This window comes from Snodgrassella sp. B3088, assembly GCF_026535815.1.
GTDB lineage: Bacteria > Pseudomonadota > Gammaproteobacteria > Burkholderiales > Neisseriaceae > Snodgrassella > Snodgrassella alvi_E.
This window is the reverse complement of sequence record NZ_JAFNPG010000009.1, coordinates 323,446-349,906: the sequence shown is the minus strand read 5'-3', so window position 1 is coordinate 349,906 and position 26,461 is coordinate 323,446. Positions and strand designations below refer to the sequence as shown.

General features: G+C 44.4%; 20 protein-coding genes. 14 read left to right on the top strand and 6 right to left on the bottom strand.

The genetic code is table 11. The annotated features are described in order from the left end of the window. Positions 1–288 precede the first annotated feature (288 nt). The 4 genes from J3U75_RS08390 to J3U75_RS08375 all read left to right on the top strand — a co-directional run bounded on the left by J3U75_RS08390 (position 289) and on the right by J3U75_RS08375 (position 7,238). Positions 289–1,719: a UbiA family prenyltransferase gene (locus J3U75_RS08390; protein WP_267391496.1), complete on the top strand. Its 1,431-nt coding sequence runs from the start codon at positions 289–291 to the stop codon at positions 1,717–1,719. A gap of 317 nt (positions 1,720–2,036) precedes the next feature. Continuing rightward, a complete protein-coding gene (locus J3U75_RS08385) occupies positions 2,037–4,364 on the top strand; it encodes a hypothetical protein (protein ID WP_267391495.1) in 2,328 nt (775 codons plus the stop codon). Positions 4,365–4,731: 367 nt separating this feature from the next. Next, complete coding sequence (locus J3U75_RS08380) at positions 4,732–5,919, top strand: M20 aminoacylase family protein (protein ID WP_267391494.1); 1,188 nt, start codon at positions 4,732–4,734, stop codon at positions 5,917–5,919. Positions 5,920–5,957: 38 nt separating this feature from the next. Next, on the top strand, positions 5,958–7,238 hold the full coding sequence (locus J3U75_RS08375; protein WP_267391493.1) for an MFS transporter: 1,281 nt from the start codon (positions 5,958–5,960) through the stop codon (positions 7,236–7,238). Between the two features lie 59 nt (positions 7,239–7,297). Here J3U75_RS08375 and tkt read toward each other — a convergent pair whose 3' ends face one another. Beyond that, positions 7,298–9,283, bottom strand: a complete 1,986-nt coding sequence (tkt, locus tag J3U75_RS08370; RefSeq protein ID WP_267391492.1) for a transketolase — start codon at positions 9,281–9,283, stop codon at positions 7,298–7,300. A gap of 307 nt (positions 9,284–9,590) precedes the next feature. On the opposite strand from tkt, the gene J3U75_RS08365 reads away from it, so the two are divergent. Then, positions 9,591–9,914, top strand: coding sequence for a ComEA family DNA-binding protein (locus tag J3U75_RS08365; RefSeq protein ID WP_267391491.1), 324 nt, complete (start codon positions 9,591–9,593; stop codon positions 9,912–9,914). A gap of 25 nt (positions 9,915–9,939) precedes the next feature. On the opposite strand, the gene J3U75_RS08360 is transcribed toward J3U75_RS08365, so the two are convergent. Next, positions 9,940–10,827, bottom strand: coding sequence for a LysR family transcriptional regulator (locus tag J3U75_RS08360; RefSeq protein WP_267391490.1), 888 nt, complete (start codon positions 10,825–10,827; stop codon positions 9,940–9,942). 229 nt (positions 10,828–11,056) lie between these two features. Between J3U75_RS08360 and J3U75_RS08355 the strand changes: the two genes are divergently transcribed. From J3U75_RS08355 to J3U75_RS08330, 6 genes are all read left to right on the top strand, one after another. After that, positions 11,057–12,412 carry a CitMHS family transporter gene (locus tag J3U75_RS08355; protein WP_267391489.1) on the top strand — a complete coding sequence of 452 codons (1,356 nt, stop codon included), beginning with the start codon at positions 11,057–11,059 and terminating at the stop codon, positions 12,410–12,412. 41 nt (positions 12,413–12,453) lie between these two features. Then, entirely contained in the window at positions 12,454–13,791 is a 1,338-nt protein-coding gene (locus tag J3U75_RS08350) for an acyclic terpene utilization AtuA family protein (protein ID WP_267391487.1), read from the top strand. Between the two features lie 2 nt (positions 13,792–13,793). Then, the gene (locus J3U75_RS08345) at positions 13,794–14,096 is read left to right on the top strand and encodes a hypothetical protein (RefSeq protein ID WP_100139627.1); all 303 of its coding nucleotides are present in this window, start codon (positions 13,794–13,796) and stop codon (positions 14,094–14,096) included. A 126-nt stretch (positions 14,097–14,222) separates the two neighbouring features. Continuing rightward, positions 14,223–14,876, top strand: a complete 654-nt coding sequence (gene atoD, locus J3U75_RS08340) for an acetate CoA-transferase subunit alpha (protein ID WP_267391484.1) — start codon at positions 14,223–14,225, stop codon at positions 14,874–14,876. Positions 14,877–14,888: 12 nt separating this feature from the next. Beyond that, the gene (locus J3U75_RS08335; RefSeq protein WP_267391482.1) at positions 14,889–15,554 is read left to right on the top strand and encodes a 3-oxoacid CoA-transferase subunit B; all 666 of its coding nucleotides are present in this window, start codon (positions 14,889–14,891) and stop codon (positions 15,552–15,554) included. A 30-nt stretch (positions 15,555–15,584) separates the two neighbouring features. After that, positions 15,585–16,766 carry an acetyl-CoA C-acetyltransferase gene (locus J3U75_RS08330; protein WP_267391480.1) on the top strand — a complete coding sequence of 394 codons (1,182 nt, stop codon included), beginning with the start codon at positions 15,585–15,587 and terminating at the stop codon, positions 16,764–16,766. 116 nt (positions 16,767–16,882) lie between these two features. Here J3U75_RS08330 and J3U75_RS08325 read toward each other — a convergent pair whose 3' ends face one another. Beyond that, positions 16,883–17,299, bottom strand: a complete 417-nt coding sequence (locus J3U75_RS08325) for a GFA family protein (protein WP_267391479.1) — start codon at positions 17,297–17,299, stop codon at positions 16,883–16,885. A gap of 116 nt (positions 17,300–17,415) precedes the next feature. Next, positions 17,416–17,799 carry an MAPEG family protein gene (locus tag J3U75_RS08320; protein ID WP_267391478.1) on the bottom strand — a complete coding sequence of 128 codons (384 nt, stop codon included), beginning with the start codon at positions 17,797–17,799 and terminating at the stop codon, positions 17,416–17,418. A gap of 252 nt (positions 17,800–18,051) precedes the next feature. Between J3U75_RS08320 and J3U75_RS08315 the strand changes: the two genes are divergently transcribed. The 3 genes from J3U75_RS08315 to J3U75_RS08305 all read left to right on the top strand — a co-directional run bounded on the left by J3U75_RS08315 (position 18,052) and on the right by J3U75_RS08305 (position 22,792). Continuing rightward, positions 18,052–19,227: a phosphoglycerate kinase gene (locus J3U75_RS08315; protein ID WP_267391477.1), complete on the top strand. Its 1,176-nt coding sequence runs from the start codon at positions 18,052–18,054 to the stop codon at positions 19,225–19,227. 465 nt (positions 19,228–19,692) lie between these two features. Next, entirely contained in the window at positions 19,693–22,101 is a 2,409-nt protein-coding gene (locus J3U75_RS08310) for a membrane-bound PQQ-dependent dehydrogenase, glucose/quinate/shikimate family (protein WP_267391476.1), read from the top strand. 190 nt (positions 22,102–22,291) lie between these two features. Next, positions 22,292–22,792, top strand: coding sequence for a Spy/CpxP family protein refolding chaperone (locus tag J3U75_RS08305; protein ID WP_267391475.1), 501 nt, complete (start codon positions 22,292–22,294; stop codon positions 22,790–22,792). A 71-nt stretch (positions 22,793–22,863) separates the two neighbouring features. Here J3U75_RS08305 and J3U75_RS08300 read toward each other — a convergent pair whose 3' ends face one another. Both J3U75_RS08300 and J3U75_RS08295 read right to left on the bottom strand, forming a co-directional pair. Then, positions 22,864–24,957, bottom strand: a complete 2,094-nt coding sequence (locus J3U75_RS08300) for a TonB-dependent receptor domain-containing protein (RefSeq protein ID WP_267391474.1) — start codon at positions 24,955–24,957, stop codon at positions 22,864–22,866. A 119-nt stretch (positions 24,958–25,076) separates the two neighbouring features. Further along, the gene (locus J3U75_RS08295) at positions 25,077–26,390 is read right to left on the bottom strand and encodes a DUF445 domain-containing protein (protein ID WP_267391473.1); all 1,314 of its coding nucleotides are present in this window, start codon (positions 26,388–26,390) and stop codon (positions 25,077–25,079) included. Between the last annotated feature and the right edge of the window lie 71 nt (positions 26,391–26,461).

Sequence of the window (26,461 nt, the reverse complement as noted above, 5' to 3'; positions counted from 1 at the left end):
AGGCAGTGATCTGCTCTGGCCTGTGCGAACTCCTGGGGCAGGCCGGTGGTTTCCCGGCCGAAGAGGAAATAGATTGCTTGCTGTTGCTGTAGTCAAATCCTGTGTGATAGCGGGTATAATTAGTATAAAATTATTAGGTATATATTTACTCATAACTGTTTCTAAATCAGGGAAACTTATTCTTTAATTGTTTGATATCTGATTTAATCAAGATAAATAATCTATATGTTGATGGTATTGACAGTTATATATAAAATTATTTTTTGTTTGATTTGTTAAGGAAAAATAGTGCAAGAATCTAGTCATCCACTTGTAGTGGATTTAGATGGAACTTTAATTCTGACTGATTCGTTACATGAAACTTTAATAGCCTTGATTAAGATAAAACCTTATGTAATTTTTAAACTGATCAAGTTATGTTTTCATAGCAAGGTAGAATTAAAAAAATTTGTTTATGAGCAGACAGGTTATCGTGCTGAACAAATGCCTTATCGCCAAGAACTACTCGAATACATTTGGCATGAAAAACAAAATGGAAGAAAAATCTATCTAGCCACTGCTGCATATGAGGGTATTGCAGAAAAAACAGCTAACTATCTTCAATGTTTCGATGATGTTATTGCTACTAATTCTAGGCAAAATCTAAAAGGTATTAATAAACTCAATGCCATACAGGAAAAGATTGGTCAAGAATTTGTTTATGCCGGTGATAATGTTGCTGATTTAGTAATCTGGAAGGAAGCATGTGGTGCAATTGTAGTAGGAAAAAAAGTAAATCAATTAACTCTCAAGATTCAACAATCTGGAACACCTGTTTTAAAGAAATGGGAAAATACAGGTTTTAGCATCACTACTTGGATGAAAGCGATTCGCATACATCAATGGCTAAAAAATATTTTACTTTTTGTTCCTCTGTTAACTGCTTTTCAGTTCTTTGATTTGCATAAATTATTTACAACTTTTGTCGGATTTGTGGCTTTTTCTTTAGGTGCATCAGCAACTTATATCCTTAACGATTTATGGGACATAGAAAATGATCGTGTCCATAGTAATAAAATGCAGCGACCTTTCGCATCGGGAAAGTTATCAATCGTACAAGGTATAATAGCCAGTCAAGTACTATTAATCATTGCTGCTATTATTGCTATCAATATTTCTTGGATGTTTTTTAGTGTTTTTTTATTATATTTATTGATAACTACTATATATAGTTTGAGATTAAAACAAATTATATTGCTTGATATTATAATTTTGTCTGTTTTGTATACCATCCGAATTTTTGCTGGAGGTGTGGTTACAAATATTGATTTAAGCTATCCGCTTTTAGCTTTTTCAATTTCCATTTTCTTAAGTCTAGCTACAGTTAAACGTTGTACTGAGCTGATTGCTATGCCAGATGAAAAAAAAGTAATTGCTGGTAGGGGTTATATTAAATCTGATTTGGATATACTTTGGCCTTTGGGTATAAGCACCTATATCGGAGCCATTATTCTATTTGGTTTATACATCACTGCGTCTGAAACAATTGTTCTTTATCATGTCCCCGCTTTATTGTGGTTGGTGCAGCTCCTCATGATTTATTTGATAGGTAACTTATGGATGATGACAAAACGTGGTTTGATGAATGAAGATCCAATTGTTTTTTTAATTCAAGATAAAAAAAGCCTAGCTTTGCTGGCTTTAATTATAGGTATCATATTATTGGCTAGATATTTATAAATTTAGAAAGTGGAAGAGTTGCAGAAATATTTTCTACTTGCTGTTATTAATTCTAGAATACCGTTATAAGCCATTTTAGTACATTTCAATTCCGAACTATTTGTTTAGCAGGTTCATACTGGATTCAATATACTTGGCGTATCATTTTTGATGATTTTGTATAACGCACCTATTCAAAGTATTGTTCGCGAACGTTGATTAAAAGTTTATGTTAGATACTGGTAAGGTAATTCGATAATTTGTATGAATTCTGTCTAGTACCGATATTGAGTGATATGTACCGATTGTAATAATCTTAAAGATTCGGATAAAAATCGATGAACCAAAATAAAATTAACCTTAAACAGGCTCTGTTATTTTCTACATTATATGCTATTACTGTTATAACTATTTGTTGTTTGTTTCAGAACGATTTTTTTTGTGTTGATGATGCCGAATTTGAAATGCTGGGTTTTTTCAGACAGATGGGTCATATATGGTCACAGGGTAAAATACCTTTAATTGTTGATTCGATGTATTTTGGCGGTAATGAAGTGATTGATTTAGATAGAGGAATTTTTTTGCCGCAAAATATTCTCGTTTCTCTCATTACTTCCAAGTTTGATGATATTCAGTTACCTGGACGGGTATTAGCTTTCATTAATATTGTATTAGTATGCCTTTCGTCTTTGTCTATTGCTAAAACGTTCAAACTGCAAAATTGTTATGCTTATGCATTTGCTAGTTTAGCTGTGATTCAGCCAATTTTTCTTTATCAGTATTTAGGTGCATGGTGGAATGCAGCTAGTGGGCAGGCTTGGGCCATGGTTTCTATTGCCACTTTTTTGTTACTTCTAAATCATTTTTCTAAAACAAATATTGTTTTAAATTTTATTTCAGTCATTTTTTTGTTAGCAGCTGGCTGGCCACATGGTGTCATCGGTTACGTTGTTTTTGTTGTAGTCAGTGTAGCTTATCAACTGAAACAATCTAATGGATTGCAAAAAGCATTTTATTTAAGTTTACCTACCGTTTTGGCTTTTATTTTTGCTTTTCCTATTTATTCTGAATATATTTTTTCTCATGAGTTAATTAACCGAGTTAGTGGATTTGATAACCAAAATAAAGCTTTTATACCGTCTTGGGCAACAATCATTATGGGTTTTTTCCCTACATTTTATGATTACATGACTTATTTTAGCTATAAATTAATACTCATTCCTTTAGGTTTTTCAACTTTATTCGTACCAATAGTTTTTTTTTACTACAATGTGAAATCATTATGGCAAAAAAATGACAATTTAAAAATATTTTTGACTTTAATGATTGCGTTTTTTGTTTTGTCACAAATGCCCAGTCAGTTTGGACCTTTTCGCTGGCCTTTTCGCTTTTTACCTTTTCTAAGTTTATTTGAGTGTTTAGCTGTATTCTATATTTTGCAATTTGCTCAAGGTATAAATGAGAAAGGTATAAAATTAAATAAAAAAATTTCTTTTGTTTTATACATTATCTTGGGCTGTTTTTTTCTTGGATTACCTTTTTATGCCGGATTTGATACATTCGCGCTGATTTTATGTTTTATATTAATTTTATTTTTATTGGAGCGCGATTCATTTTTTTTAAATAAAAGTATTTTGGCAAATTTGAATAAGAAATATTTGTGTTTTATTCTTTTATCGTCAATATTTGTTTTTTTTAATTCTTGGAATCTCCATCCTATTTTTGTTGTGTTGCAGATTTTTTCAATTTGGTTACTTTTATTGAGCCCTATGTTTATAAAGAGAAAAAGCTCATTTTCAATGGTAGGGTTAAGTTTATTAATACTATTAATTATATTAAATGGATTGCCAACTTTGGGTGGCTATTATTCGAGACATACTGATTTAGCAGAGCAAATTAGTTTACCTAAAAATGTCAATTTGGAAGGCTATGTTTTATCGCTTCCAGATAATACTAATTTAAAACAGATTAGACAATTTAATGATATTGCTTCTGCTCTGTTTGGTTTTTATGGTATTAAATCAATAAATGGTTATACTCCGGTTGGTAATAAAAGATTAGATAAGATTCTGCCTGCAAATAAAACTTCGCATGGTATTTTCAAGCCTGAGATGTCTTTAAAGAATATTTTGCAATTATCTGACAAATCTCATGTTTGTCAGGCTGAGTTGATGCGTATTAGCACAATTATTGTAGATGAAGCTAAATATTCTGCTTTTAGTTCTCAGTTTAAGCAATGTGGATACACTGTGGTTCAATTTGCAGGAAGTAGGCATGATCTTTATGTTTCTTTACCGTTAGACAAAACTATAGGATGGAACAGAAATTCTCCTTTTGTATTTCCTAATATTGCGGGCGTTAATGTTTTATCACATCAGAATAATATTGATTTAATTAGAATCCCAGAACATAAAGAGGTGTTAACTCTTATTTTTCCTCGCTTATGGTGGTTTGGTTATACTGCAAAAATTAACGATCACTCTTTACCTGTTGTTGCGGATGATTCAGGATCTTTAGTGCAAGTTTCAGTCCCACCACAATGGAATGGTGTGTTAAAGCTTAGTTATTTTCCTGTTACTTGGCGCTATGTTTGGGTTTTACCTTTGGTTGCCATGTTTGCGCTAATTTTATTATTGATATTTAATAGAGATATGAAATTTAGGTAGAATATTGAATTTTTGTTAGAATTTAATATTCTGATATATATTAAAAGCTGGATAATACGTTTTTAATGTTTAAATGCACTTTATATTTTGATGTAAAGTGCATTTTTTCTTTTAATTTTTTTGGATATTAAACTATCAATTAACAACTTAATTTTAATATTGTTGGAAATAAATTTAAGTTATTAGTTTGATTTTTGGTTATAAATATGTAATCTATTTAAATAAATCATATATTTATATAATAAGTTCTTAATAATTAGTGTCAATAACATCAAATTCTGTTTTTAATTATTCTTTTTTGTCAATGAAAATCATGTTTGTTAAGCTATAATCCTTTCTTTTAAAGAATATGTGTAAGGGTATGTTTATGAAAGCAGTTAGGGAAATGGTAGAGGCTGAATTGGATACTTTTGTTCAGCTGCGTCATGATATTCATCAACACCCTGAGCTGGCTTTTGCTGAAAATCGCACCAGTGATCTGGTTGCTGGTATGTTGGAGCAATGGGGTTATCAAGTTGAGCGAGGAATTGGGGGCACCGGTTTAGTTGCCCAGCTTCGTGTTGGTGATGGTTCAAAGAGTGTTGGTATTCGTGCTGATATGGATGCGCTTCCGATTCTGGAAGAAAGTGGTGTGACGCATTCGAGTAAACATGAAGGGAAGATGCATGCCTGTGGTCATGATGGGCATACGACGATGTTGTTGGCAGCAGCGAAAGTGCTGGCAAGTAGAAAGGCGTTTAATGGAACGCTGAATTTGATTTTTCAGCCGGCTGAAGAGTATGGTAAATCGGGTAGCGGCGCAATGCAGATGATTGCTGACGGCCTTTTTGAAAAATATCCGTGTGATGCGGTATATGGTATGCACAATATGCCTGGTTATCCTCAGGGTGAATTGCATTTTTATGATGGCTGGATGATGGCTTCTTCTGATGTGGCTACGATTACGGTTAAAGGGGTAGGTGGTCACGGGGCGAAACCGCATAATACGCACGACCCTATTGTGGCTGCTTCTTCTATTGTGATGGCTTTGCAGACGATTGTGTCTCGTAATGTAAATCCGCTTGATTCGGCGGTTGTGACTGTGGGTATGTTCCATGCAGGGGTGGCCAATAATGTAATACCGGAACAAGCTGAATTAAAGCTGACTGTGCGTTGTTTTAAGCCGGAAGTACGTAAGATGTTGCAGGAGCGTATTGAGGCTATAGCTCAGGCTCAGGCACAAAGTTTTAATGTAGTGGCTTCTGTGGATTATCAACATGGTTATGCGCCTGTATTTAACACGAGTAAAGAAACACAATTTGCCCGTGATGTTGCCCGTGCTGTGGTTGCGGAAGAAGATATTGTTGACCAGACGCAACCTATGGCAGGTAGTGAAGATTTTGCGTTTATGCTGGAAAAGTGTCCGGGAAGTTATTTATTTATTGGTAATGGTCTGAAGGAAAAGGATGCTGCTTCTGGTTTTGATCTGCATAATCCTTATTATGATTTCAATGACAAGAATATTGCTATTGGTGCCACTTACTGGGTGGCGCTGGCAGAACGATTTTTAAAATAATTCTGTTTTGATTTTTTATTTTATCAGGGAGTTTTGATATGAATACAGGCCAAGAGGCTGTTGAACACAAGAAGCCACCGGCGAAAGCGATAGCTGCGGCAGTAGCGGGTAATGCACTAGAATTTTACGATTTTATTATTTATTCGTTTTTCTCTGTTTATATTGCAAAGTCTTTTTTTCCAAATGATGATAAATTTATCAGCTTGCTGACTGCTGTGGCTGTTTATGGTGTAGGTTTTTTTACTCGTCCTCTTGGTGGACTGTTAATTGGTACTTATGCAGATAAAAAAGGGCGAAGAGCGGCCATGATTTTAACGGTAACGTTAATAACGATTGGTACGCTGGGACTGGCTGCTACGCCTAGTTATGAAAGTATCGGTATTGCTGCACCAATTATTGTGCTGTTGGCTCGTCTAGTACAAGGTTTGGCGCTAGGTGGAGAGGTTGGTCCGGCTTCGTCTATGCTTATCGAATCAGCGCCTCCTAATCAACGCGCTTTTTATGCCAGCTGGCAAATGGCTAGTCAGGGTATTGCAGTGGCTGTAGGCGGAGTGGTGGGTTATGTTGTTTCTGCTACACTGAGTTCCGAGCAGTTGGCTAGTTGGGGATGGCGTATACCATTTCTGGTGAGTCTGGCATTAATTCCGATTGCCGTTTATATTCGCCGTGCTTTACCGGAAACTTTGGAAAAACCAGCCTATCATAGTGATTCTCAGATAATAAAGATAATATTCACGCGTTATCGAAAAGAGGTTATTCTGGGTATTTTAGCTTTGATGTCGACTGCTATTACGGCTCAGGTTGGCAATTATATGACTACTTTTGCTATTAATACGCTTGAGTTGAATCCGGCAGTTGCTCAAATTAGTACTGTTTTGGGCGGGGTAATGATGTTTCTGTTTTCTCTGCTAGCCGGTTTTCTGGCTGATAAATATGGGCGCAAAAGTATTATGCTCTGGCCACGTGTGGCTTTGATGTTGCTGATTGTGCCAATGTTTTATATGTTGGTAAAAACTGAAAGTGTGGCAATGTTGTTGCTGGTGACGATGACAGTTACGTTGTTAACAGGAATGAGTGGTGCCAGTAGTTTGGTGGCAATTCCAGAAATGATGCCGATTGCGTTGCGCGCAACGGGTGTATCGTTAATTTATGCGATTGGCGTGACATTGTTCGGAGGTACGGCGCAGTTTGTGTTAACCTGGTTAATAGAGCATTTTGGTGCAGTCTCCCCTGCTTATTATGTGGTGGTTACCAGTGTATTTTCTATCATAGCGATGTTGATGATGCCAGAAACGCGCCATGTTAATGTAAAAGATTGATGGGAATTGATCTGATATAAAAAAGCCAGCAATTACTGCTGGCTTTTTTACGAGTTGATTTAAATTAGGCGTTTAACCACATCAACTACTTGCTCAACGGTAAAGCCAAATTCTTTGAAGAGTTGCTCTGCAGGCGCAGATTCACCAAAGCGGTTGATGCCGATAATGGCTCCATTGTTGCCTACGTATTTGTACCAAGAATCACTGACGCCAGCTTCTATGGCAATACGAGGTATGCCGGCTGGTAAGACACTGTCGCGATATGCTTTATCTTGCCTGTCGAAGATATTGGTATTGGGCATAGAGACAACGGTAGTGCCTATGCCCATTTCGGCTAGTTTGCTTTGCGCATTAATGGCTAGTTCAACTTCGGAACCAGTGGCAATCAGTACGGCCTGTGTTGTTTTTTCATTTGCGGTTTTTAACACGTATCCGCCACGGCGTATATCTGCTAGCTGCTGGCTGGTTCTTGGCATAAAAGGTAATCCCTGACGGCTGAAAATTAAGCAGCTTGGGTGGTTTTCAGCAGCTACGGCATCAGCCCAGGCCACCAATGATTCTGCGCTGTCGCACGGACGCCATACACTCATATTCGGAATGAGGCGTAAGGTAGCGATTTGTTCCACAGGTTGGTGTGTAGGGCCGTCCTCTCCTAAGCCAATTGAGTCGTGAGTAAATACGAATACCGGATTGATACGCATCAGTGCTGCCATGCGCAGGGCATTACGTGCATATTCGCTGAACATTAGGAAGGTGGCGCCAAACGGCTTGATGCCGCCGTGTAGGCTGAGGCCATTCATGATGGCAGCCATACCAAATTCGCGCACGCCATAGTGAATATAATTGCCGCTATCTGAGGGCGTTATAGAGGTACTGCCGGACCAGTCGGTCAGGTTTGAGGGTGTAAGATCTGCAGAACCACCAACTAATTCTGGCAGAATCTCTGCCAGAATTTCGATACTGTTCTGACTGGCTTTGCGAGTAGCAACTTTTTCAGCTTTGTTGCATATGTCGTTCAAGGCTTTTTGTACATGGGCGTCGTAATTTTCTGGCAGTTTGCTATCCATACGGCGCATGAATTCTGTAGCTTCGGCCGGATATTGCTGCTGGTAACGGCTAAATAAATCTTGCCAGTCCTGCTCCAGTTTTGCGCCGGCTGCTGCTGCATTCCAATCGTCGTAGATTTCCTGTGGAATGGTAAAGGGCGCATGTGTCCAGTTAAGGGCTGTCCGTGTAGCGGCAATTTCTTCGGCACCTAGTGGGGCGCCGTGGGTTTTATGGCTACCCTCTTTATTAGCTGCACCTTTTCCGATTTTGGTTTTGCAACATATGATAGATGGTTTATCAGTTTCGGCTTTGGCGGCGGTGATGGCTGCGCGGATGGCGACTTCATCATGGCCGTCTACATTGGCCACGGTGTGCCAGCTGTAAGCAGCAAAGCGTTCAGGAATGTTTTCGCTAAACCAGTTGTCTACTTTGCCATCAATGGAAATGTTATTGTCATCATATAAAACAATTAGTTTGCCTAGTTTGAGGGTGCCGGCCAGTGAACATACTTCGTGAGAGATACCTTCCATTAAGCAGCCATCACCGACGAAAACGTAGGTGTAATGATCCATGATGTTGAAGCCGGGTTTGTTGAATCGGGCTGCCAGAATTTTTTCGGCTAATGCCATACCAACTGCATTACCGATGCCCTGTCCCAGAGGACCAGTGGTGGTTTCGACGCCATCAGTGTAGCCATACTCGGGGTGGCCGGGTGTTTTGCTATGCAGCTGACGAAAGTTTTTCAGGTCTTCTATGCTGAGGTTGTAGCCGCTCAGATGCAGCAGGCTGTACAGCAACATGGAGGCGTGGCCATTGGATAAAATGAAGCGGTCACGGTTGTAGAATTTAGGATTTGCCGGGTTGTGTTGCAGGAATTCGCGCCACAGTACAGTTGCCATTTCGGCCATGCCCATTGGTGCACCAGGGTGGCCGGAGTTAGCCTGTTGAATTGCGTCCATTGCTAGAAAGCGAATTGCGTTAGCCAGATGTGATGCCATGAAGTTGCCTTTTGATGAAGGGTGACAGCTGCCTGAATCAGCTTTGTTTTAGTAAGGTTCTAAACCTTGTTGTATGGGACAGGGTTTATCCGGTATGAATTATCCTGAATCTGTGCAAACCTTTCAAGGAAAGTATATTTTTTATGTTTGGTTTGTGGTGGGTTGTTTGGGTATTTGTGCTATATGAATTACTGAATGGGTATAAAAATAATATTTGCATAAATGTTATTTGTGTTTTATGCTTTTGGCACATTCTGAATGTAAGGATGTGCTCAATTCTTCAAGTGGATATTCAGGGGAGAAACAAATGCGGAAGATGATTGTGCTGCTGACATTATTGTTGGCTATGGTTTCGGCGCGGGCGGCGGTAAATATTAATTCTGCTACAGCGCAGCAGCTACAATCCTTACCGCATATTGGAGCGGTAAAAGCGCAGGCAATTGTGGAATATCGGAATGAACATGGTCCTTTTGTTTCTACAGCAGATATTATGAAGGTGAAAGGTATAGGTAAAGCTACTTATGAAAAGTTGCGGTATGAAATTAGTGTGAGCGGTAGTAGTGCTCAGCCTGCTGAATTCTCTTCTGCATCTGGCCAGCGTCGTGCCCGTCCGGCTACTGCTGGAAAATAAAATAATTATTTGCTAATACGGGTAGTTAATCGCTGAAGATATTGGCTTTGATATGGTGGTAAAAATTCTCCGCCTGTGCTGAGAGTTTTCGTTCTTTGTGTTTTATCAGATATATGGATCGTTCCAGATTCATGTCTTGTACGTCTTTGACGACCAGATTATTGTGCTCAAACTGAAATAAGGTCAGTCTGGGCACAAGTCCAATGCCATAGTTTGCTGCAACCAGCCCCATCATGGTGGTGAGTTGACTGACTTCAACTACATAATTAATTCCAAATAAATCAACGATTTTATCGACATAGTGGCGTATGCTGGTGCCTTTGGTGAAGCCTATCATGTCGTATTCCAGTAGATCTTTGAGTTGGATATTGTCTTTGCACGCCAGTGGATGGTTTATATGACAAATAAGATGAAATTTATCTGAAAAAAGAAATTCAGATGATATTTCTGTTAAAGACGGGGATTTGGCGGTTAAGGCCAGCTCGGCGTGTCCTTGTAATAAAGCTTGTAGGCATAAGTCCCATTGTGTGTCTAACAGTTCGACTTTGATGTTGGCATGCTGGTGATGAAAGGTGGCCAGCAGCTGCGACACCCATTGCACGACGATGGAGGGCATGACAGCGAGTATTAGTTTTTCCTGATAGGCATTGGCATGAGAACGTATTTCTTTGGTTGTCCGTTCGTAAGCAAACATGAGTTCACGTGCCAGTTTGATGAAGTGGATACCGTTTTCATTTAGGTGAACTTTGCGGGTATCTCTGTCAAACAGGCGGTAGCCGATTTCCTGTTCTAAATTAGCTATAAGGCTACTGAACGCAGGCTGAGATAAATGAATTTTCTGTGCGGCCCGAGTGAAATTGTCTTCTTCAACCAATGCGAGAAAAGCTTTTATCTGTTTAATTGATATATTCATTTATCATTAATTGCCGGTTTTTATTTTTATCATTTTCTACGATAGCATATTTTCTGCAAAGTTTATTATTTTTTTATCAATGTTTTTTAAAGCGGATTTGATTAATCGATTTTCTTTATTAATCCATCTTTTTAATCGATTAGACAGGGTGGGTCGTTATGGTGAGAATGCTGCATTGTTGGATATTGATTCTTTTTTTTATTAATAACGACCCAAAAAGGGGACTTTTATGCTGGCTTTAATAGGCATATTAACTATTGCAACTTTGCTGTTTTGTATTATGAGCAAGCGGCTATCGCCGATTGTCGCTTTAATTACGATTCCGATTCTGGGAGCGGTGGTTGCGCTTTATGCTGTGCCATTGTTTGGTGGTGGTCAGGAAATTGTGCCACATTACACCACGATTCCTAAGATGGTGGTGGCGGGGATTGCGAAACTGGCACCGATGGCGGCTATGTTTGTGTTTGCCATTATTTTCTTTGGTGTGGTAAGCGATGCGGGGATGTTTGATCCGATTATTGCCAAAATTCTAAAGGTTGTCGGTACCAGTCCGAAGAAAATCATTATCGGTACGGGTGTGCTGGCGCTGATTGCGCATTTGGATGGTAATGGTGCGGTGACTTTTCTGATTACTGTGCCGGCGATGCTGCCTTTATATGACAAGTTGGGCATCGATAAAAGAATTCTGGCCGGTATTACGGCATTGAGTGCAGGTGTAAATTTTCTGCCTTGGACGGGGCCGATGATTCGCGCTGCGGCTGCTTTGGATGTATCGACGCATGATTTGTTTACGCCTTTGATTCCTGCACAGATTTGCGGTTTGGCATTCATGGTATTTATGGGATGGTACTGGGGTCGTAAGGAAGAACGGCGTTTGGGGCTGGCTGGAGCTACAGCCAGTGCTGGTGGTGATGAAAATGCGGTAACGCATTTTGCGCCTAAAGAGCTGACTGAGGAAGAACGCAAACTGCGTCGTCCGCATTTATTCTGGCCGAATATTATTCTGGTGGTTTTGGTGATTACCGGTATGGTGGCCACTAAGATTCCGCCGGTTGTTATTTTTATGGTGGCCTGCTGTATTGCGCTGACGCTGAATTACCGTAAACCGGCTGAGCAATCTGCGCGAATTAATGCGCATGCTAAGGGTGCGCTGATGATGGCTTCGATTTTGTTTGCGGCAGGTGTGTTCACGGGCATTATGGGTGAATCCGGCATGCTTAAGGCGATGGCGGTTTCTGCTGGTCATTTTGTGCCTGATGCGCTTTCTTCTCATATTCCGTTTATTGTCAGTCTGATTGCGATGCCGCTGAGTCTGGTATTTGATCCTGATTCTTATTATTTCGGCATTATGCCGGTAGTGGCGAATATTGGCGGTTTCCCGCCGATTGAGGTGGCACAGGCTTCTTTGCTGGGACAGATGACTACAGGTTTTCCGGTAAGTCCGCTGACGCCTGCTACTTTTCTCTTATGCAGTCTGTGTGGTGTGGATCTGGCCGATCATCAGAGATTCAGTATTCCGGTTTTGTGGCTGGCTTCAATTGTGATGGCGATTGGTGCAGTGGTGACGGGTGTATTCCCGCTGTAAAAGGCTGTTTGTAAATTATTGTGTGTAATGAGGTATGGATGATGAAAAAAATCAGAATTGGTTGCGGTGCCGGATATGCCGGCGACCGGATTGAGCCGGCAGTTGAGCTGGCTGAAAAAGGGAATATTCAATATCTGGTGTTTGAATGTTTGGCTGAGCGGACGATTGCGATTGGTCAGCGCCAGAAAAAACACAATCCGGATGCTGGTTTTAATGAATTGCTGGGTGCACGCATGCGGGCGGTATTGCCAGCCTGTCTGGAAAAAGGCATTAGGATTGTGACCAATATGGGTTCGGCCAATCCACGGGCTGCTGCGAAGTTAACTGCTGAAATTGCGCGTTCGCTGGGTGCTAAAAATCTGAAAATTGCAATTATTGAAGGTGATGATGTTTTTGAACAGGTCATGCAGCAGGATTTGCTGCTGGATGAACAGCAAAAACCGGTTTCGCAATGTGGTAAGAAAATTGTATCCGCCAACGCCTATATTGGTGCGGAACCAATGGTGCAGGCGCTGGCTAACGGGGCGGATATTGTGATTGCCGGCCGTGTTTCTGACCCGTCTTTATTCTTGTCTATTATGATGCATGAGTTTCAATGGGCAGCGGATGATTGGGCGCATCTGGGTAAAGGCACGATTCTGGGACATTTGTTGGAATGTGCCGGCCAAATTACCGGTGGCTATTTTGCTGACCCAGGCTATCGTGATGTACCTGATCTGGCACGTTTAGGCTTTCCAATTGCTGAAATCAGTGCGGATGGTGATGCGGTGATTACTAAAGTTGAAGGTTCTGGCGGTATGGTGACGCCTGATACTTGTAAAGAACAGATGCTGTATGAAATTCACCGGCCGGATGAGTATAAAACGCCGGATGTGACTGCTGATTTCAGTCAGGTAACGTTTACTCAGGTGGGTAAGGATCGTGTGGCGGTATCAGGCGGCACCGGCCGTGCGCGTCCAGAAACGTTGAAGGTGTCTGTGGGTTATGAGGATGGCTTTATTGGTGAAGGTGAAATGAGCTATGCCGGCCCTGGTGCGGTTGAGCGTGGTCGTTTGGCTTTGGACATTGTGAAAGAACGTTTTGCGATTACTGGTGTGCAGCCACAAGAGGTTCGTTTCGATTTAATCGGAGTGGATTCGTTGCATGGGGCGACGTTGTCTCGGAATAGTCAGCCTTACGAGGTGCGTGTACGTGTGGCCGGCCGTTTTGAAACGAAAGCTGCTGCTGCGGTGGTGGGTAATGAAGTGGAAGCTTTGTATACCAATGGTCCTGCTGGCGGTGGTGGTGCAATGAAGTCTGTCAAAGAAATTGTGGCGATGGATTCTACTTATATTCCGCGTAATCTGGTGACAACCAGCATTGACTATCTGGAGGTTTGATAATGAAGCTACGTGAAATTGCACACTCTCGTACTGGTGATAAGGGCAATACTTCTAATATTTCGGTAATTGCTTATCAACCTGAAGACTTTGAGCGTCTGAAAGCGGCTGTTACACCGGAAAAGGTGAAAGCGTTTTTTGCTGACGTTGTGACTGGTGAGGTGGTGCGCTATGAGCTGCCAAATATTGGTGCGCTGAATTTTGTGATGTATGGCGCGCTGGGTGGCGGGGTGACCCGTTCTCTGGCTCATGATATGCATGGCAAAGGGCTAAGCGCCGCAATTCTAGATATGGATATTGAGTAATTGCTAAATGGCTGGCGGTAGCTGTGGGCACTGCCGGCCGACAAGACGATATGTCCTGATGTGCATGTAGGCTGGAAGGGTAGTTGCTTTTTGTCTGGATTTTGGTTTGTCTCAGGTTAGAAAAATATGAAAACGAAACAGCTCAGTTTGGCAGATGTGAAAAATCATCTGTGGGATGGCATGACAATTATGTTTGGCGGTTTTATGGGTATAGGTACGCCTGCCAGATTAGTACAGGCCATTCTGGATGCAGGGGTGAAAGATTTAACGATTATTGGCAATGACACGGCATTTGTGGAAACCGGTGTAGGGCCGTTGATTACGCATAATCGGGTGAAAAAAGTAATTACTTCCCACATTGGTACCAATCCGGAAACTGGTAAAAAAATGATTGCCGGCGAGATTGAGGTGGAGCTGGTGCCGCAGGGTACTTTGGCTGAGCGTATTCGCGCAGCCGGTGCTGGTCTGGGCGGAGTGCTGACGCCAACAGGGCTGGGAACGGTGGTTGAGGAAGGTAAGCAGAAAATTGAGGTGAATGGGCGCGAGTTTCTGCTGGAACTGCCTCTGGAGGCTGACTTGGCTATTGTGGAAGCCAAAACGGCCGATAAGCTGGGTAATTTGGTGTATGAGCTGGCGGCGCAGAATTTCAATCCGCTGGTTGCTCTGGCAGCGAAAACGGTAATTGTGGAAGCGAATAACGTGGTTGAAGTAGGCGCAATTACACCAGATGCAGCGATTACGCCAGCAGCACTGATTGATTATATTGTTTATCCAGCATAGGGGATTATTGCCATGAATGCAAAAGAGCTGATTGCACGCAGAATTGCGCTGGAATTTAATGACGGTGATGTGGTGAATCTGGGGATTGGTCTGCCGACACAGGTGGCCAATTATGTGCCGGAAGATGTTCATATTACCTTACAGTCTGAAAATGGTTTTCTGGGTCTGGCAGCATTTAATCCAGATGAAGCCAATCCGAATATGGTGAATGCTGGGGGGCAGCCGTGTGGTATTGCAGCTGGTGGCTGTACTTTTGACAGTGCGTTTTCATTTGCGCTGATTCGCGGCGGCCATGTGGATGCCTGTGTGCTGGGTGGTCTGGAAGTGGATCAGGAAGCCAGTCTAGCCAATTGGATGGTACCTGGCAAAATGGTGCCGGGCATGGGAGGAGCGATGGATTTGGTTACCGGAGCTCGTCGTGTGATTATCGGTATGGAACACTGCACGAAGAACGGTGAATCGAAGATTCTGAAAAAATGTAGTCTGCCGCTGACAGCTAAAAACAAGGTAAATCTGATTGTTACTGAGCTGGCGGTGTTTGCTTTTGACGATGGGCAGCTGGTGTTGCAGGAGCATGCGCCGGGCGTTGATTTGGAAACGATTAAGGCCAAAACACAGGCTGAATTTATGGTTGCAGAAAATTTCTGCGAAATGACAATCAGCCAGCGAGGTTTGTAAAACGGGCAGTTGTCAGGTTAAGGAGTAGATATGGAACATGCGGTAATTGTTAGTGCAGCGCGTACACCAGTAGGCAGTTTCAATGGTTCGCTGGCCAGTGTGGGTACGGTGGATTTAGGCAGATTAGTGATTGCAGAATCGATTAGTCGTGCCGGTGTCGATGCGGGGCTGGTTGATGAAGTTGTGATGGGTAACGTGTTGCAGGCAGGACTGGGACAAAATCCGGCACGGCAGGCAGCACTGGCAGCTGGGCTGAATGATACGGTACCGGCTTATACGGTAAATAAAGTATGCGGTTCTGGCCTGAAAACGGTGGCTTTGGCGGCACAGGCTATTGCAGCTAAAGATGCAGAAGTGGTTATTGCGGGTGGTATGGAAAATATGAGCCGTGCACCGTATCTGCTGGACAGTGGAGCACGCTGGGGCTTTCGTATGGGCAATCAGCAGGTAATTGATACGATGGTTCATGATGGTCTGACTTGTGCGACCAATCATTATCATATGGGTATTACTGCTGAAAATATCGCACAAAAATATCAGATTAGCCGGCAGGAGCAGGACGAGCTGGCTTTACGTTCGCAGCAGCTGGCGGCACAGGCTGTGGCTGCTGGTGTGTTCGACGCTGAAATTGTGCCGGTGACGATTAAGTCGCGTAAGGGTGAAGTGGTGTTTGCTCGTGATGAGTATCCGCGTGCAGAAGCAACCGCTGAGGGGCTGGCTAAGTTAAAACCAGCTTTCCGCACCGATGGTACGGTGACGGCGGGTAATTCATCTGGTATTAATGATGGTGCGGCAGCAGTGATGGTGATGGCGGAAAGTAAAGCCAGAGAGCTGGGTTTGCAACCGCTAGCGCGTATTCGCAGCTATGCCAGTGCCGGTGTTGATCCTGCGCTGATGGGGCTTGGGCCAGTGCCGGCGACACAGAAAGCTTTACAGAAAGCTGGTCTGTCTCTGGCAGATATTGATCTGATCGAGGCTAATGAGGCTTTTGCTGCGCAGTTTCTCGGGGTTGGGCGTGAGTTGAACTTTGATATGGATAAAACCAATGTTCATGGTGGGGCAATTGCACTTGGTCACCCCATTGGTGCCAGTGGTACACGTATTCTGGTAAGCCTGCTGTATGGTTTGCGTAAACGTGATGTACAGCTAGGTTTGGCTACGCTGTGTATTGGCGGCGGTCAGGGTATTGCCATGATAGTGGAACGGATGTGATGTTGTCGCAATTGTGTTAGCAAGGAATGGAATATGTGAGCCATGTAATACTGATGTGTTATGTGGCTTGTTTTTTGTCAGAAACTATACCAGTTGATATGGTGTAACTTGGTATTTTAATTTTTATCTTCAATCATTTGCAGAATGTCGGCTTCTGTCATGTTTTGGGTTTGATTGGCGAAGGTGTAGCAGTCAGGTTTGTTGTCTATATACACTTGTAGGTTGAAGTCCAGTGGCAGGGGTGGTTTGAAAATCCATGCAGCTATGTAATATTGGCCGCTGTGTTTTAATCGGTAGTAAAGATGGGTGCCGCATGCTGAACAGAATGCCCGTTCTGCCCATTCTGATGATTGATAATGAGTAATCAGCTCTTTGTTGTGAAAGTGAATTTTGCCAGTATGCATGATGGTCATTAATGGACCAGCATTCCATTGGCGGCAGGTATGGCAGTGGCAGGCACTCATGGAATAATTTTCCAGTTCAAGGGAAAAAGTAATTTTTCCACACAAACATGAAGCAGTGTGATTTGCCATGTATGGACTCCGATAGAAGATGTAAAGTGTAGTAGACGGCAGCTGTTAGGCTTTATGTCTGACTACTGCTGTCTGTAGGCTTTGGTTATGTTTTTATATTGCTACTGACTACACTTTTAGATGGAAGCGATATATAAGGAGATGATGCACACGACGCCTACTCCCCAAATGCAGGAGCGGGCAAAGGGTTTATCTTTGATGTAGCAATATAGGTAACCTAGCCGGCTGAGTATGAATAGAACGCTCCAGTAATTAATAGTGAGCTGAGCAGCCTTGCCAGTGGCATGAGCTATGATAACCGCAGCGGCAAAGGGGGCAAAAATTTCGTAACCATTCTGTTGCGCTGCATTGGCGCGAGCAGCTTTGCCATACGCTCTAGCCAGAAATGCGCGCGGTTGATGATTGTCGTCGGCAATGAAACCACCGCTTTTTTTTGCATAAAAGGCGGTAATCCATGGCAGTAGCATGGCTATGAAAACACACCAGTAGGCAAGGGTCATGATGTTATCCTGTTGAGTATGCTTATGTGCTGGGTTGATAATGGTATTAACTATATTAAGGGTATATGTGCTTTCGGTTTTATCCGGTTCTGACTTTACCCTGAATTTAAATTATAAGATAATTCAAAGTTTTTCAAGTTTTTTGTGTTTGATAACTATTTTTATGTGTTTGTTGCGCTGATGAGGTGGTCGTCGGGCGGTTTTGAATGGTAAGGCGATTTTGTCGGCGATTTTTGTTTCGGGAACTCTACCATGTTGTTTAAAAAGTTGGCTGACCAGAATGTGTCGGGCAAGACTGTTGTTATTCGGGTGGATATGAATGTGCCGGTAAAGGATGGTGTGATTGCAGATGATACGCGCATTCGTGCTTCGCTGGCTTCAATCCGTTTTTGTTTGCAGCAAGGGGCTGCTGTGGTGGTATTGACGCATCTGGGGCGTCCGAAAGCTGGAGCACCGAAGCCGGAAGACAGTGTGGCGCCGGTAGCACAACGTCTAGGCGAGCTGCTGGGGCAAGAAGTCAGGGTAGTGGAAGATTGGCGTGAGCATAAACCACAGTTACAGGCGGGAGAGGTGGTGATGCTGCCTAATGTGCGCCTGAATGTTGGTGAAAAAGAAAATGACTCAGCTCTGGCTGCGGCTTATGCTGCGCTGGGTGATGTGTATGTAAATGATGCGTTTGGGACGGCACACCGAGCTGAAGCTTCTACTGTAGCGGTAGCCGCGGTGGCGGGTATGGCCTGTGCTGGTATGCTGTTGACTGCTGAGCTAGATGCGCTGTCACAAGCGTTGCAAAATCCCCAAACACCGGTTGTTGCGATTGTGGGTGGCAGTAAGGTATCGACTAAACTGACGATTCTGGAGAGTTTGGCTGATAAAGTGGACCATTTGATTGTTGGCGGTGGGATTGCCAATACTTTTTTGCTGGCACAAGGCTTGCCAGTGGGACAGTCGCTGGCGGAATCGGAGCTAGTAAACAGTGCGCGGCAGATTCTGGACAAAATTGCGGCTAAGGGCGGGGATATTCCGCTACCCACTGATGTTGTAGTGGCAAAACGCTTTGCGGCAGATGCGCCGGCTGAAATCAAAAATGTGGCAGATGTGGCGGCGGATGATATGATTTTGGATATTGGCCCGCAGTCGGCACAAAGGCTGGCACAGATGCTCAAATCGGCCAGAACAATTGTTTGGAACGGCCCAGTAGGGGTGTTTGAGTTTGCTTCGTTTGCGCATGGTACTGAGGTGCTGGCTGAGGCAATTGCGGCTAGTGAAGCTTTTTCAATTGCCGGTGGCGGCGATACGCTGGCGGCGATTGCTCAGTTTGGTGTCAAGGATGATATTAGTTATATCAGTACTGGTGGTGGTGCATTTTTGGAGTTTTTGGAGGGTAAGACTTTGCCAGCTGTGGCTGCGTTAACTGCCCGTGTGTAGGTTGGAATAATTCTGCCGGTACTGCTCTGGTATCTATGATGATGGCGAAACCGCTACTAATAGCGGTTTCGCTTTTTTTATGGCCGTAAGTCCGGCTGTTAGGACTACTCTGATGTGATGATAAAGAATGAGATTATGGATTTGTTTGGATTTGAATGAGTGCCGACGCAGGCAGAAAGCAGAATTTTTTTCAAAATGCGCACTTTTTTAATTTTTTGCTTGGTCTGTTTTTACTTATCAACTATAGCCTGAATGTTAATTTTTTGACAATGGCTTATTTTCAAGTTAATAATAATGCTGTTTTGTTAATTTTATTTTAATTTTGTTTGTTTAAGTCATTTAATTTCATTGATTTATAAATAATTATTTCAAATATTGGTATTGATTGCTGGCTGACGGGCAGGGTGGAAGCTTTGCGTGTTGGGTGGCAATTTTTATTCACACACTTCAGGTTAGGAGTAGTTGATGTCTGGTTCTTCAGGTGGTTGCTGGCGTTGTTTACCTCGCTGGCTGCTGGTATTGATTTTACTGGCAAGTGGTCTGGCGCTGGGCTATGGCGGGATTGTGCTGCTGATGCAGGGCGGATCCATGTATTATCTGCTGGCCGGTATTGCTTATCTGGTGCTGGCGGTGCTGGTAGCTAAGCGTAAGTCTTGTATGGCTTTAGTTTCACTGCTGATTTTTGTGGCAACGTTTATCTGGGCATTGGTTGATGCGCCGGAGCTGACTTTCTGGCCGCTATTGTCGCGACTGGTGGTGCCGGCTCTGCTGCTGATGATGACTTTCTGGTCAGGCAGTGGTTATTCTGGTGTTTCGACTGGGGCGCGCCGTTTCTACAATTGGGGCGGAGCAGTTATTTTCCTAGCGTTGCTGGCTACGCTGATTGCGGCATATTTTCCTCATGGTGAGATTCGTAATCAGGTCGCCATTAGCGAGAATGCAGCTGCTGCTCAGGTAAGTGCGCGTAATCCAGCTGATTGGGCATTTTTTGGCCGTAATCAGCATGGGACACGTTTTGCGCCTTATACCCAAATTAATCCGGATAATGTACGTAATCTACAGGTGGCATGGACGTTCCATACCGGCCGCCGTACCAGTGGCAAGGCAATTGGTGTGGATGAAAATACGCCGTTGCAGATTGGTGACAAGCTGTATTCGTGTACGCCGGAAAATCTGGTTTCGGCCATTGATGCGGATACGGGTAAGCTGATCTGGCGCTTTGACCCGAAAGCGCGTACAGCCGAACATGTGACCTGTCGCGGTGTTGGCTATTATGATATGGATAAGGACGAAAGTCTGACTACAGCAGAGAAAGCAGCCTATACTGAGCCTGTATGCCGCCGCCGTATTGTGGTTTCTACTGTTGATGCGCGTTTATTTACGCTGGATGCGGATAAAGGAACGTTGTGCCCAGGTTTCGGTAATAAAGGCTATGTGGACCTGAAAACGTATATGGGGCCGACTGAAAACAGTAAGCGCTATCACCCAACTTCGGTACCGGTAATGATGGGGCATCTGACGGTGGTTGGCGGCTGGGTACGTGATATCGTGCATGGTGAGCCTTCCGGTGCGGTGCGTGCGTTTGATGTGCGTGACGGTAAGCTGGTGTGGACTTGGGATATCGGTAAACCGGATGGTTTAGCTAAACCTGGTCAGAACTATACTTTAGAAACGCCAAATGTATGGACTATTCCTACTTATGATAAGGAACTGAATCAAGTTTACTTACCAACTGGTAATGGCCCTCCGGATTACTGGGGCGGTGACCGCAATCACATTAAAGAAAAATTCGGTGCGGCTGTGGTGGCTCTAGATGCCAGCACGGGTAAGCTGCGCTGGGTGCGACAGCTGATTCACCATGATGTGTGGGACTATGATCTGCCTTCTCAGCCGGTGTTGTATGATGTGACTAATGATAAAGGACAGAAAGTTCCTGCTCTGATTCAGACTACTAAGACCGGTCAGATTTTTGTGATTGACCGTCGCAATGGTGAGTTTGTGACTAAGGTAGTGGAACGGCCTGTACCGACTGCTCCGGCTGCAGAAGGTGAGCGTCTGGCGACTACGCAGCCGGATTCGGTAGGTATGCCGAGTATCGGAAATGAAACGCTGACTGAGCAACGGATGTGGGGTATTACGCCGTTTGACCAGCTGTATTGCCGTATTTTGTTTAAGAAATCGGTATACAAAGGCCGTTTCACGCCACCGGGTGCGCAACCCTATATTGAATGGCCTAGTCTATTGGGTGGTATGAACTGGGGCGGTATTTCGATTGATGAATCGCGCAATCTAATGTTTGTTAATGATATGCGCATGGCGCTGCGTATGCAGTTGGTCACCCGTGAGCAGGCTAAGCAGTATAAGGTATCCACTGATGAAGTACCTGGCTTTATGGGTACAATCCGGCCGCAGGTGGCAGGTATTTATGGTGGGGTGAAGATTGATATTCTGCAGTCTCCACTGGGTGTGCCGTGTCAGCAGCCTCCGTTCGGTACAATGAGTGCTATTGATTTAACCACTAAGCAGCTGGTATGGCAGGTACCTTTGGGTACGGTGCAGGATACTGGTCCGCTGGGTATTAAGACGCATCAGCAAATGCCGATTGGTATGCCTACTTTGGGCGGTCCTACGGCTACAGCTTCTGGTCTGGTGTTCTTTGCTGGTACGCAGGATTATTATCTGCGTGCTCTGGATGCGAAAACAGGTAAGGAAGTGTGGAAAGCGCGTCTGCCGGTGGGTTCGGTGGCTGCCCCGCTGATTTATGTTTCGCCGAAAACAGGTAAGGAATATGTAGTGATTTCAGCTGGTGGCACCAGCCATGCTACGGATGTAGGCGATTATGTAATTGCTTATGCGCTGCCGGATAAGAAATAATTCTGGCCGTTTGATTCAACAGCACCTGTAATGCGGGTGCTGTTTTTTTTCTGATGGCGCTATAATAGTATTGTTTACTTATTAATTGCATTTATATTCCTGTTTTTACGCTGGTTTATGAAATACTGTTGATGATATAAGAATGTGATGCTGTGGTGCATTGTTAACTGAAATAATAAGGAGTTGTGTTATGAAAAGTTTTACCCGTGTAGTAACGCTGGCTGCTTTGTCTTCTTTGAGTATCGCTGCTTTTGCAGCACCCGCAACGGAGGTGCCCACTGCGGTGATGACTGAAACTGTAGTGGTTCAAGAACATGCACCGGTAAAAGGGTGGGTGAATACGCATTCAATTTTGCCGCAGTTGAATTTGAGTACGCAACAGAAGGCGCTGGTGCAGAAAATTGATCATCAATATGCTAGTCAGCGTCCGTTGATGAGTAATGAAAATCGGCAGACATTGTCTAATCTTCAGCAGCTGCGTAGAAATCTGGTTACTGGCAAACGTTTTGATGATGCTAAGGCTAAGAATATGATTGCACAGGAACAGCAGATATGGGCGCAGCAGCAACAGGCTCGTGCTGATTATGATTTTTTACAGCTGAAACGGGAACACGATATTTATCAGATTCTGACGCCTAAACAGCAGCAGCAATATTGGCATTTACGCCAGCAGCAGAAGTTGTTGCGCTGATGCGCTGGCGTGTATTCTGTTGATTGAAAACCTCGGATATCCGGGGTTTTTGTATGTGGGCTGGCAATGTATCAGAAGCGTATCTGAGCCCGTGCCCAAAGGGTACGGCCAGGTTCGTTGACGCGGCGTTCCTGTACGGAATAGGTGTCGAAATCGTAGGCAGATTTGTTGACAGCTTCGGCATAGGTTTTGTTGAAGAGGTTGTCGATGCCGATTTGTAGGAGAGCGTGCTTGTTGGGTTTCCAGCCTGCATTGAGAGCAAGGGTACCGAAACCATTGCTGCGGCCTAAATCCATACCGACGATGTTGCCCTGATTTTTGGCATAGCGATGCTGGCTGGCAGCTAAACGCCAAAGGGCACCGGCGCTGAAGTGTTCGTTTTCCCAGTTGAGGTACGTGCGCCATTCTAATGGTGGGGTTTGTGCCAGTGGCCGTTTGTCGCTGCGGTTGCTGGCGTAGGTATAAGCCAGACTGCCACCAAGATTCCAGTGTGGGGCAAACTGCCAGTTGGTTTTGGCTTCGAAGCCATAGCGACGGGCATTAATCTGGCGGGCATAATTTTTGCTATTTATGCTTTCAATCAATATGAAATCATTGATTCTGCTAGCGAAGATGTCGATGGAGCTGGTGATGCTGCTGCCTTGATAGCTGAGGCCAGCGTCGATTTCGTGGTTGGTTTCTTTGTGCAGTTTTGCACCATTTGTTTTGCTGCGTTCCCAGTAATCGGGGGCACGCTCGGCCTGACCATAGCCAATATAGCTGGTGAATCTGTCACCACGGTGTTGCAAACGCATGAAGCCTGCGTTTAGGCCTTCATGTTGATGTAGATAATTTGGGGCAATGGTATTTTTCTTAGGGTTGAACTGGGTATTGGTCCAGTCGTGACGCAGACCACCGTAGAGGCTATTGTTTTCGTCGAAATTCCATTCGCTTTGCACGTAGACACCATGGCGTTTATAAGTCTGATTCCATTCAAACGGCCATCTGGTGAAGTTTTCTGCCTGATGTTTGTCGGTGCTCATCATCATCGGGCGTGAGCTGACTTCGTCACTCTGCCAGTCTGCGCCAATTTCGCTGTGGGTGTTGCCAAGCTCTATCTGTGCCGACAGTTTGGCTGATTTAATTTCACGTCCTGGATTCATTACTGAATACATGCGCCGTACCGGCATGGCTGCTTGATGCGTACTGTCCATTCCGTTCATGCCTGTACCCGTTTTCATGCCCATACCCATGCCGCCATTCATTTTCATTGGTGGAGTAGTACGCAGGCTGAAGTTGTCCATGACATGATCAATTTTGCTGCGGCCGTATTCAAACTGTATCTGGCTTAGCCAGTCAGTGATGTTTTGCTGACGTAGTTTCATTGACCAGCCACGGCGGTTAAATTGGGTACCGTCCATTGACCGGTCGGCATAGCGGGCATGGCCGGTGCTGTGTTCGTACTGTACGGCAAGCAAGGTATCGGTGAAAGGTGTGAGGGCACCCTGAACTATTTGGTTGTTGCGCTTGAAAGCCGAATGAACGGTGTCACCATTACCATCTTTGTAGTCTTTTGATTCGTTGTGGCTGGCGTTGAGTCGAAGCCAGCCGTACTGGTTGCCTAGTGTGCTGTCTATGTAGGCATCGCTACGGCCAAATGAGCCTTTGGTAAGGGCGCTATCGAGTTTGGCCGTGGGCTGTGTTAGTGGTTTTTCGTCACGCATGAATCGGACTGAACCAGTGATCATACCCGGTCCCTGATTAACGGCTTGAGGGCCTTTGGTGATGATTACGCGGTCGTAACTGGCCGGAAAGAGATAGGATGTGGGCGGATCCATGCGTCCCGGGCAGCCACCGAGTACAAACTGGTCGTCGGCAGTAATGAGCAGGCGCGAACCGCCAAGTCCGCGCAGCAAAGGGTCGCCGGAGCTACCGCCTTTGCGGGTAACACTCATCCCGGCTACGGATTTGAGTAAGTCGGCACCATCCTGTGCCGGTAGGGGCTGAAGGGCGGTTTTGGGGTCGATAATTTCGATACCGGGTGCATTTTGCTTTGAAGCAACAACCACAATGGGACTTAGTTCGGCGGTATGAGGATCTGAATTAACTGGCTGGGGCTGAGCCTGCGCTTTGACGAGGATGCAGGACAGTGCAAGAAAAACAAGAAAGCGGGAGGGAATATACATGGGGTGAGTCTGTCCAGATGCAGGTATGGATGTGGCTTATTATATCTTAATCAATACAAACAAATCTTTAAACATTAAAATCATTTGTTTAGGCGGACAGGTTAATGTGCTCTAATTTTTTAGTGACTTAACCATTGTGATAGTACGTAGATGATGAGACCGATACATCCGCCCACCAATGTGCCGTTGATGCGGATGAATTGTAAATCGCGGCCAACACTTAGCTCGAGTTTATCTACCATCTGCCGGCTGTCCCAGCTTTTTACTTTGTCTGCGATAAACTGGCTGACGCGATTTTTGTACTGCTGGATGAAATGGCGTGCACATAGTGTGATGCGGGTGTCGAGCCGGCGCATAAATTGTGGATACTGGCTGGCTTGCTGTTGCATATGGCTACACAGGCGGATGAGCTGTTGCTGCCACCAAGAGTTATGTTGAGTGATGTCCTGCTCACTCCAGCCGACGAAGCTATCCCATAAATCTTTGATGCTTTGCTGTAAGGCGGCCGATTGTAGTAATTGCTGCCGGCTGGTGGCCAGTTGGCGATGCCAGCGGCGGTTGCGGCGTAACTGCCGCTCGATGATGAGCAGTTGTTTGCGACTGGCACGCCAGAATACATGTTGTGGATTGGCCAGTACAGCGTCTATATAGGAATCAGCCCAGTTGAGGGCTTTGCCGGCTACCCAATCATCTATCTGTGCAGTGAGGGTGGTTTTAAGGGAGGCTTTGAGTTTGTCCCATGTGGATGGATCGCTTTTTTCAATTCTGCCTACCCATGACAGCAGACTTTTTTCCAGCTGGGCTCGTGTCTGTTCGTTTTGTAACCAGCAGCGCACTTGTTGTAATAGAGCACGCAGGAGAATAGAGTCGATTCCTTGTTTATTGATTAGCAGTAGAATGTTGGCCAGTGTTTTACCTATGCGGGCACCGCTGTACTGTGTATTTAGCAGTTGGCTGATGAATCGGGATACATCGCTAGCGGTAGCGGTGCGTAATAGGAGAGGAATCTGACGAGTAAGGATGGGCAACCATTGCTGTTGGTTGTCTGTATTGACCAGCCATTTTAATGCGCTGGTGGCCGGATGCTGGCGATAAATGCGGCTGGCGATGGCTTTGTCTTGCAAAAAATTGTTTTCGATAAAGCGTGCGAGCTCGTCGGCAATTTTATTTTGCTTTTGCGGCAGAATGGCGGTGTGAGGAATGGGCAGACCGAGTGGATGGCGGAAAAGCGCAGTGACAGCAAACCAGTCTGCCAGTGCACCTACCATGGCTGCTTCTGCGAATGCTTTCAGGTAAGCGAGTGCCGGATAGTGCTGCTGCCACAGACAACTGAACACAAATAAGACGCAGGCAGCAAACAGTAGGCTGGTAGCCAGTAGGCGCATGCGGTCTAATCGACGGCGTTGCTGCAAATTGTGTACGGTTTGGGACATGGTTTGGGCTGATGGTGTTCTGTAGTAGTGGTAGATGTAGTGATTTTAGTGGCTGGTGACCGGTTATCCAG

Excerpts from the sequence above, each read along its gene's own strand:
- atoD (WP_267391484.1), top strand. The coding sequence starts at position 14,223 with ATGAAAACGAAACAGCTCAGTTTGGCAGATGTGAAAAATCATCTGTGG.
- J3U75_RS08350 (WP_267391487.1), top strand. The coding sequence starts at position 12,454 with ATGAAAAAAATCAGAATTGGTTGCGGTGCCGGATATGCCGGCGACCGG.
- J3U75_RS08300 (WP_267391474.1), bottom strand. The coding sequence starts at position 24,957 with ATGTATATTCCCTCCCGCTTTCTTGTTTTTCTTGCACTGTCCTGCATC.
- J3U75_RS08360 (WP_267391490.1), bottom strand. The coding sequence starts at position 10,827 with ATGAATATATCAATTAAACAGATAAAAGCTTTTCTCGCATTGGTTGAA.
- tkt (WP_267391492.1), bottom strand. The coding sequence starts at position 9,283 with ATGGCATCACATCTGGCTAACGCAATTCGCTTTCTAGCAATGGACGCA.
- J3U75_RS08380 (WP_267391494.1), top strand. The coding sequence starts at position 4,732 with ATGAAAGCAGTTAGGGAAATGGTAGAGGCTGAATTGGATACTTTTGTT.
- J3U75_RS08335 (WP_267391482.1), top strand. The coding sequence starts at position 14,889 with ATGAATGCAAAAGAGCTGATTGCACGCAGAATTGCGCTGGAATTTAAT.
- J3U75_RS08320 (WP_267391478.1), bottom strand. The coding sequence starts at position 17,799 with ATGACCCTTGCCTACTGGTGTGTTTTCATAGCCATGCTACTGCCATGG.
- J3U75_RS08365 (WP_267391491.1), top strand. The coding sequence starts at position 9,591 with ATGCGGAAGATGATTGTGCTGCTGACATTATTGTTGGCTATGGTTTCG.
- J3U75_RS08325 (WP_267391479.1), bottom strand. The coding sequence starts at position 17,299 with ATGGCAAATCACACTGCTTCATGTTTGTGTGGAAAAATTACTTTTTCC.
- J3U75_RS08345 (WP_100139627.1), top strand. The coding sequence starts at position 13,794 with ATGAAGCTACGTGAAATTGCACACTCTCGTACTGGTGATAAGGGCAAT.
- J3U75_RS08315 (WP_267391477.1), top strand. The coding sequence starts at position 18,052 with ATGTTGTTTAAAAAGTTGGCTGACCAGAATGTGTCGGGCAAGACTGTT.
- J3U75_RS08330 (WP_267391480.1), top strand. The coding sequence starts at position 15,585 with ATGGAACATGCGGTAATTGTTAGTGCAGCGCGTACACCAGTAGGCAGT.
- J3U75_RS08355 (WP_267391489.1), top strand. The coding sequence starts at position 11,057 with ATGCTGGCTTTAATAGGCATATTAACTATTGCAACTTTGCTGTTTTGT.
- J3U75_RS08375 (WP_267391493.1), top strand. The coding sequence starts at position 5,958 with ATGAATACAGGCCAAGAGGCTGTTGAACACAAGAAGCCACCGGCGAAA.
- J3U75_RS08385 (WP_267391495.1), top strand. The coding sequence starts at position 2,037 with ATGAACCAAAATAAAATTAACCTTAAACAGGCTCTGTTATTTTCTACA.
- J3U75_RS08305 (WP_267391475.1), top strand. The coding sequence starts at position 22,292 with ATGAAAAGTTTTACCCGTGTAGTAACGCTGGCTGCTTTGTCTTCTTTG.
- J3U75_RS08295 (WP_267391473.1), bottom strand. The coding sequence starts at position 26,390 with ATGTCCCAAACCGTACACAATTTGCAGCAACGCCGTCGATTAGACCGC.
- J3U75_RS08310 (WP_267391476.1), top strand. The coding sequence starts at position 19,693 with ATGTCTGGTTCTTCAGGTGGTTGCTGGCGTTGTTTACCTCGCTGGCTG.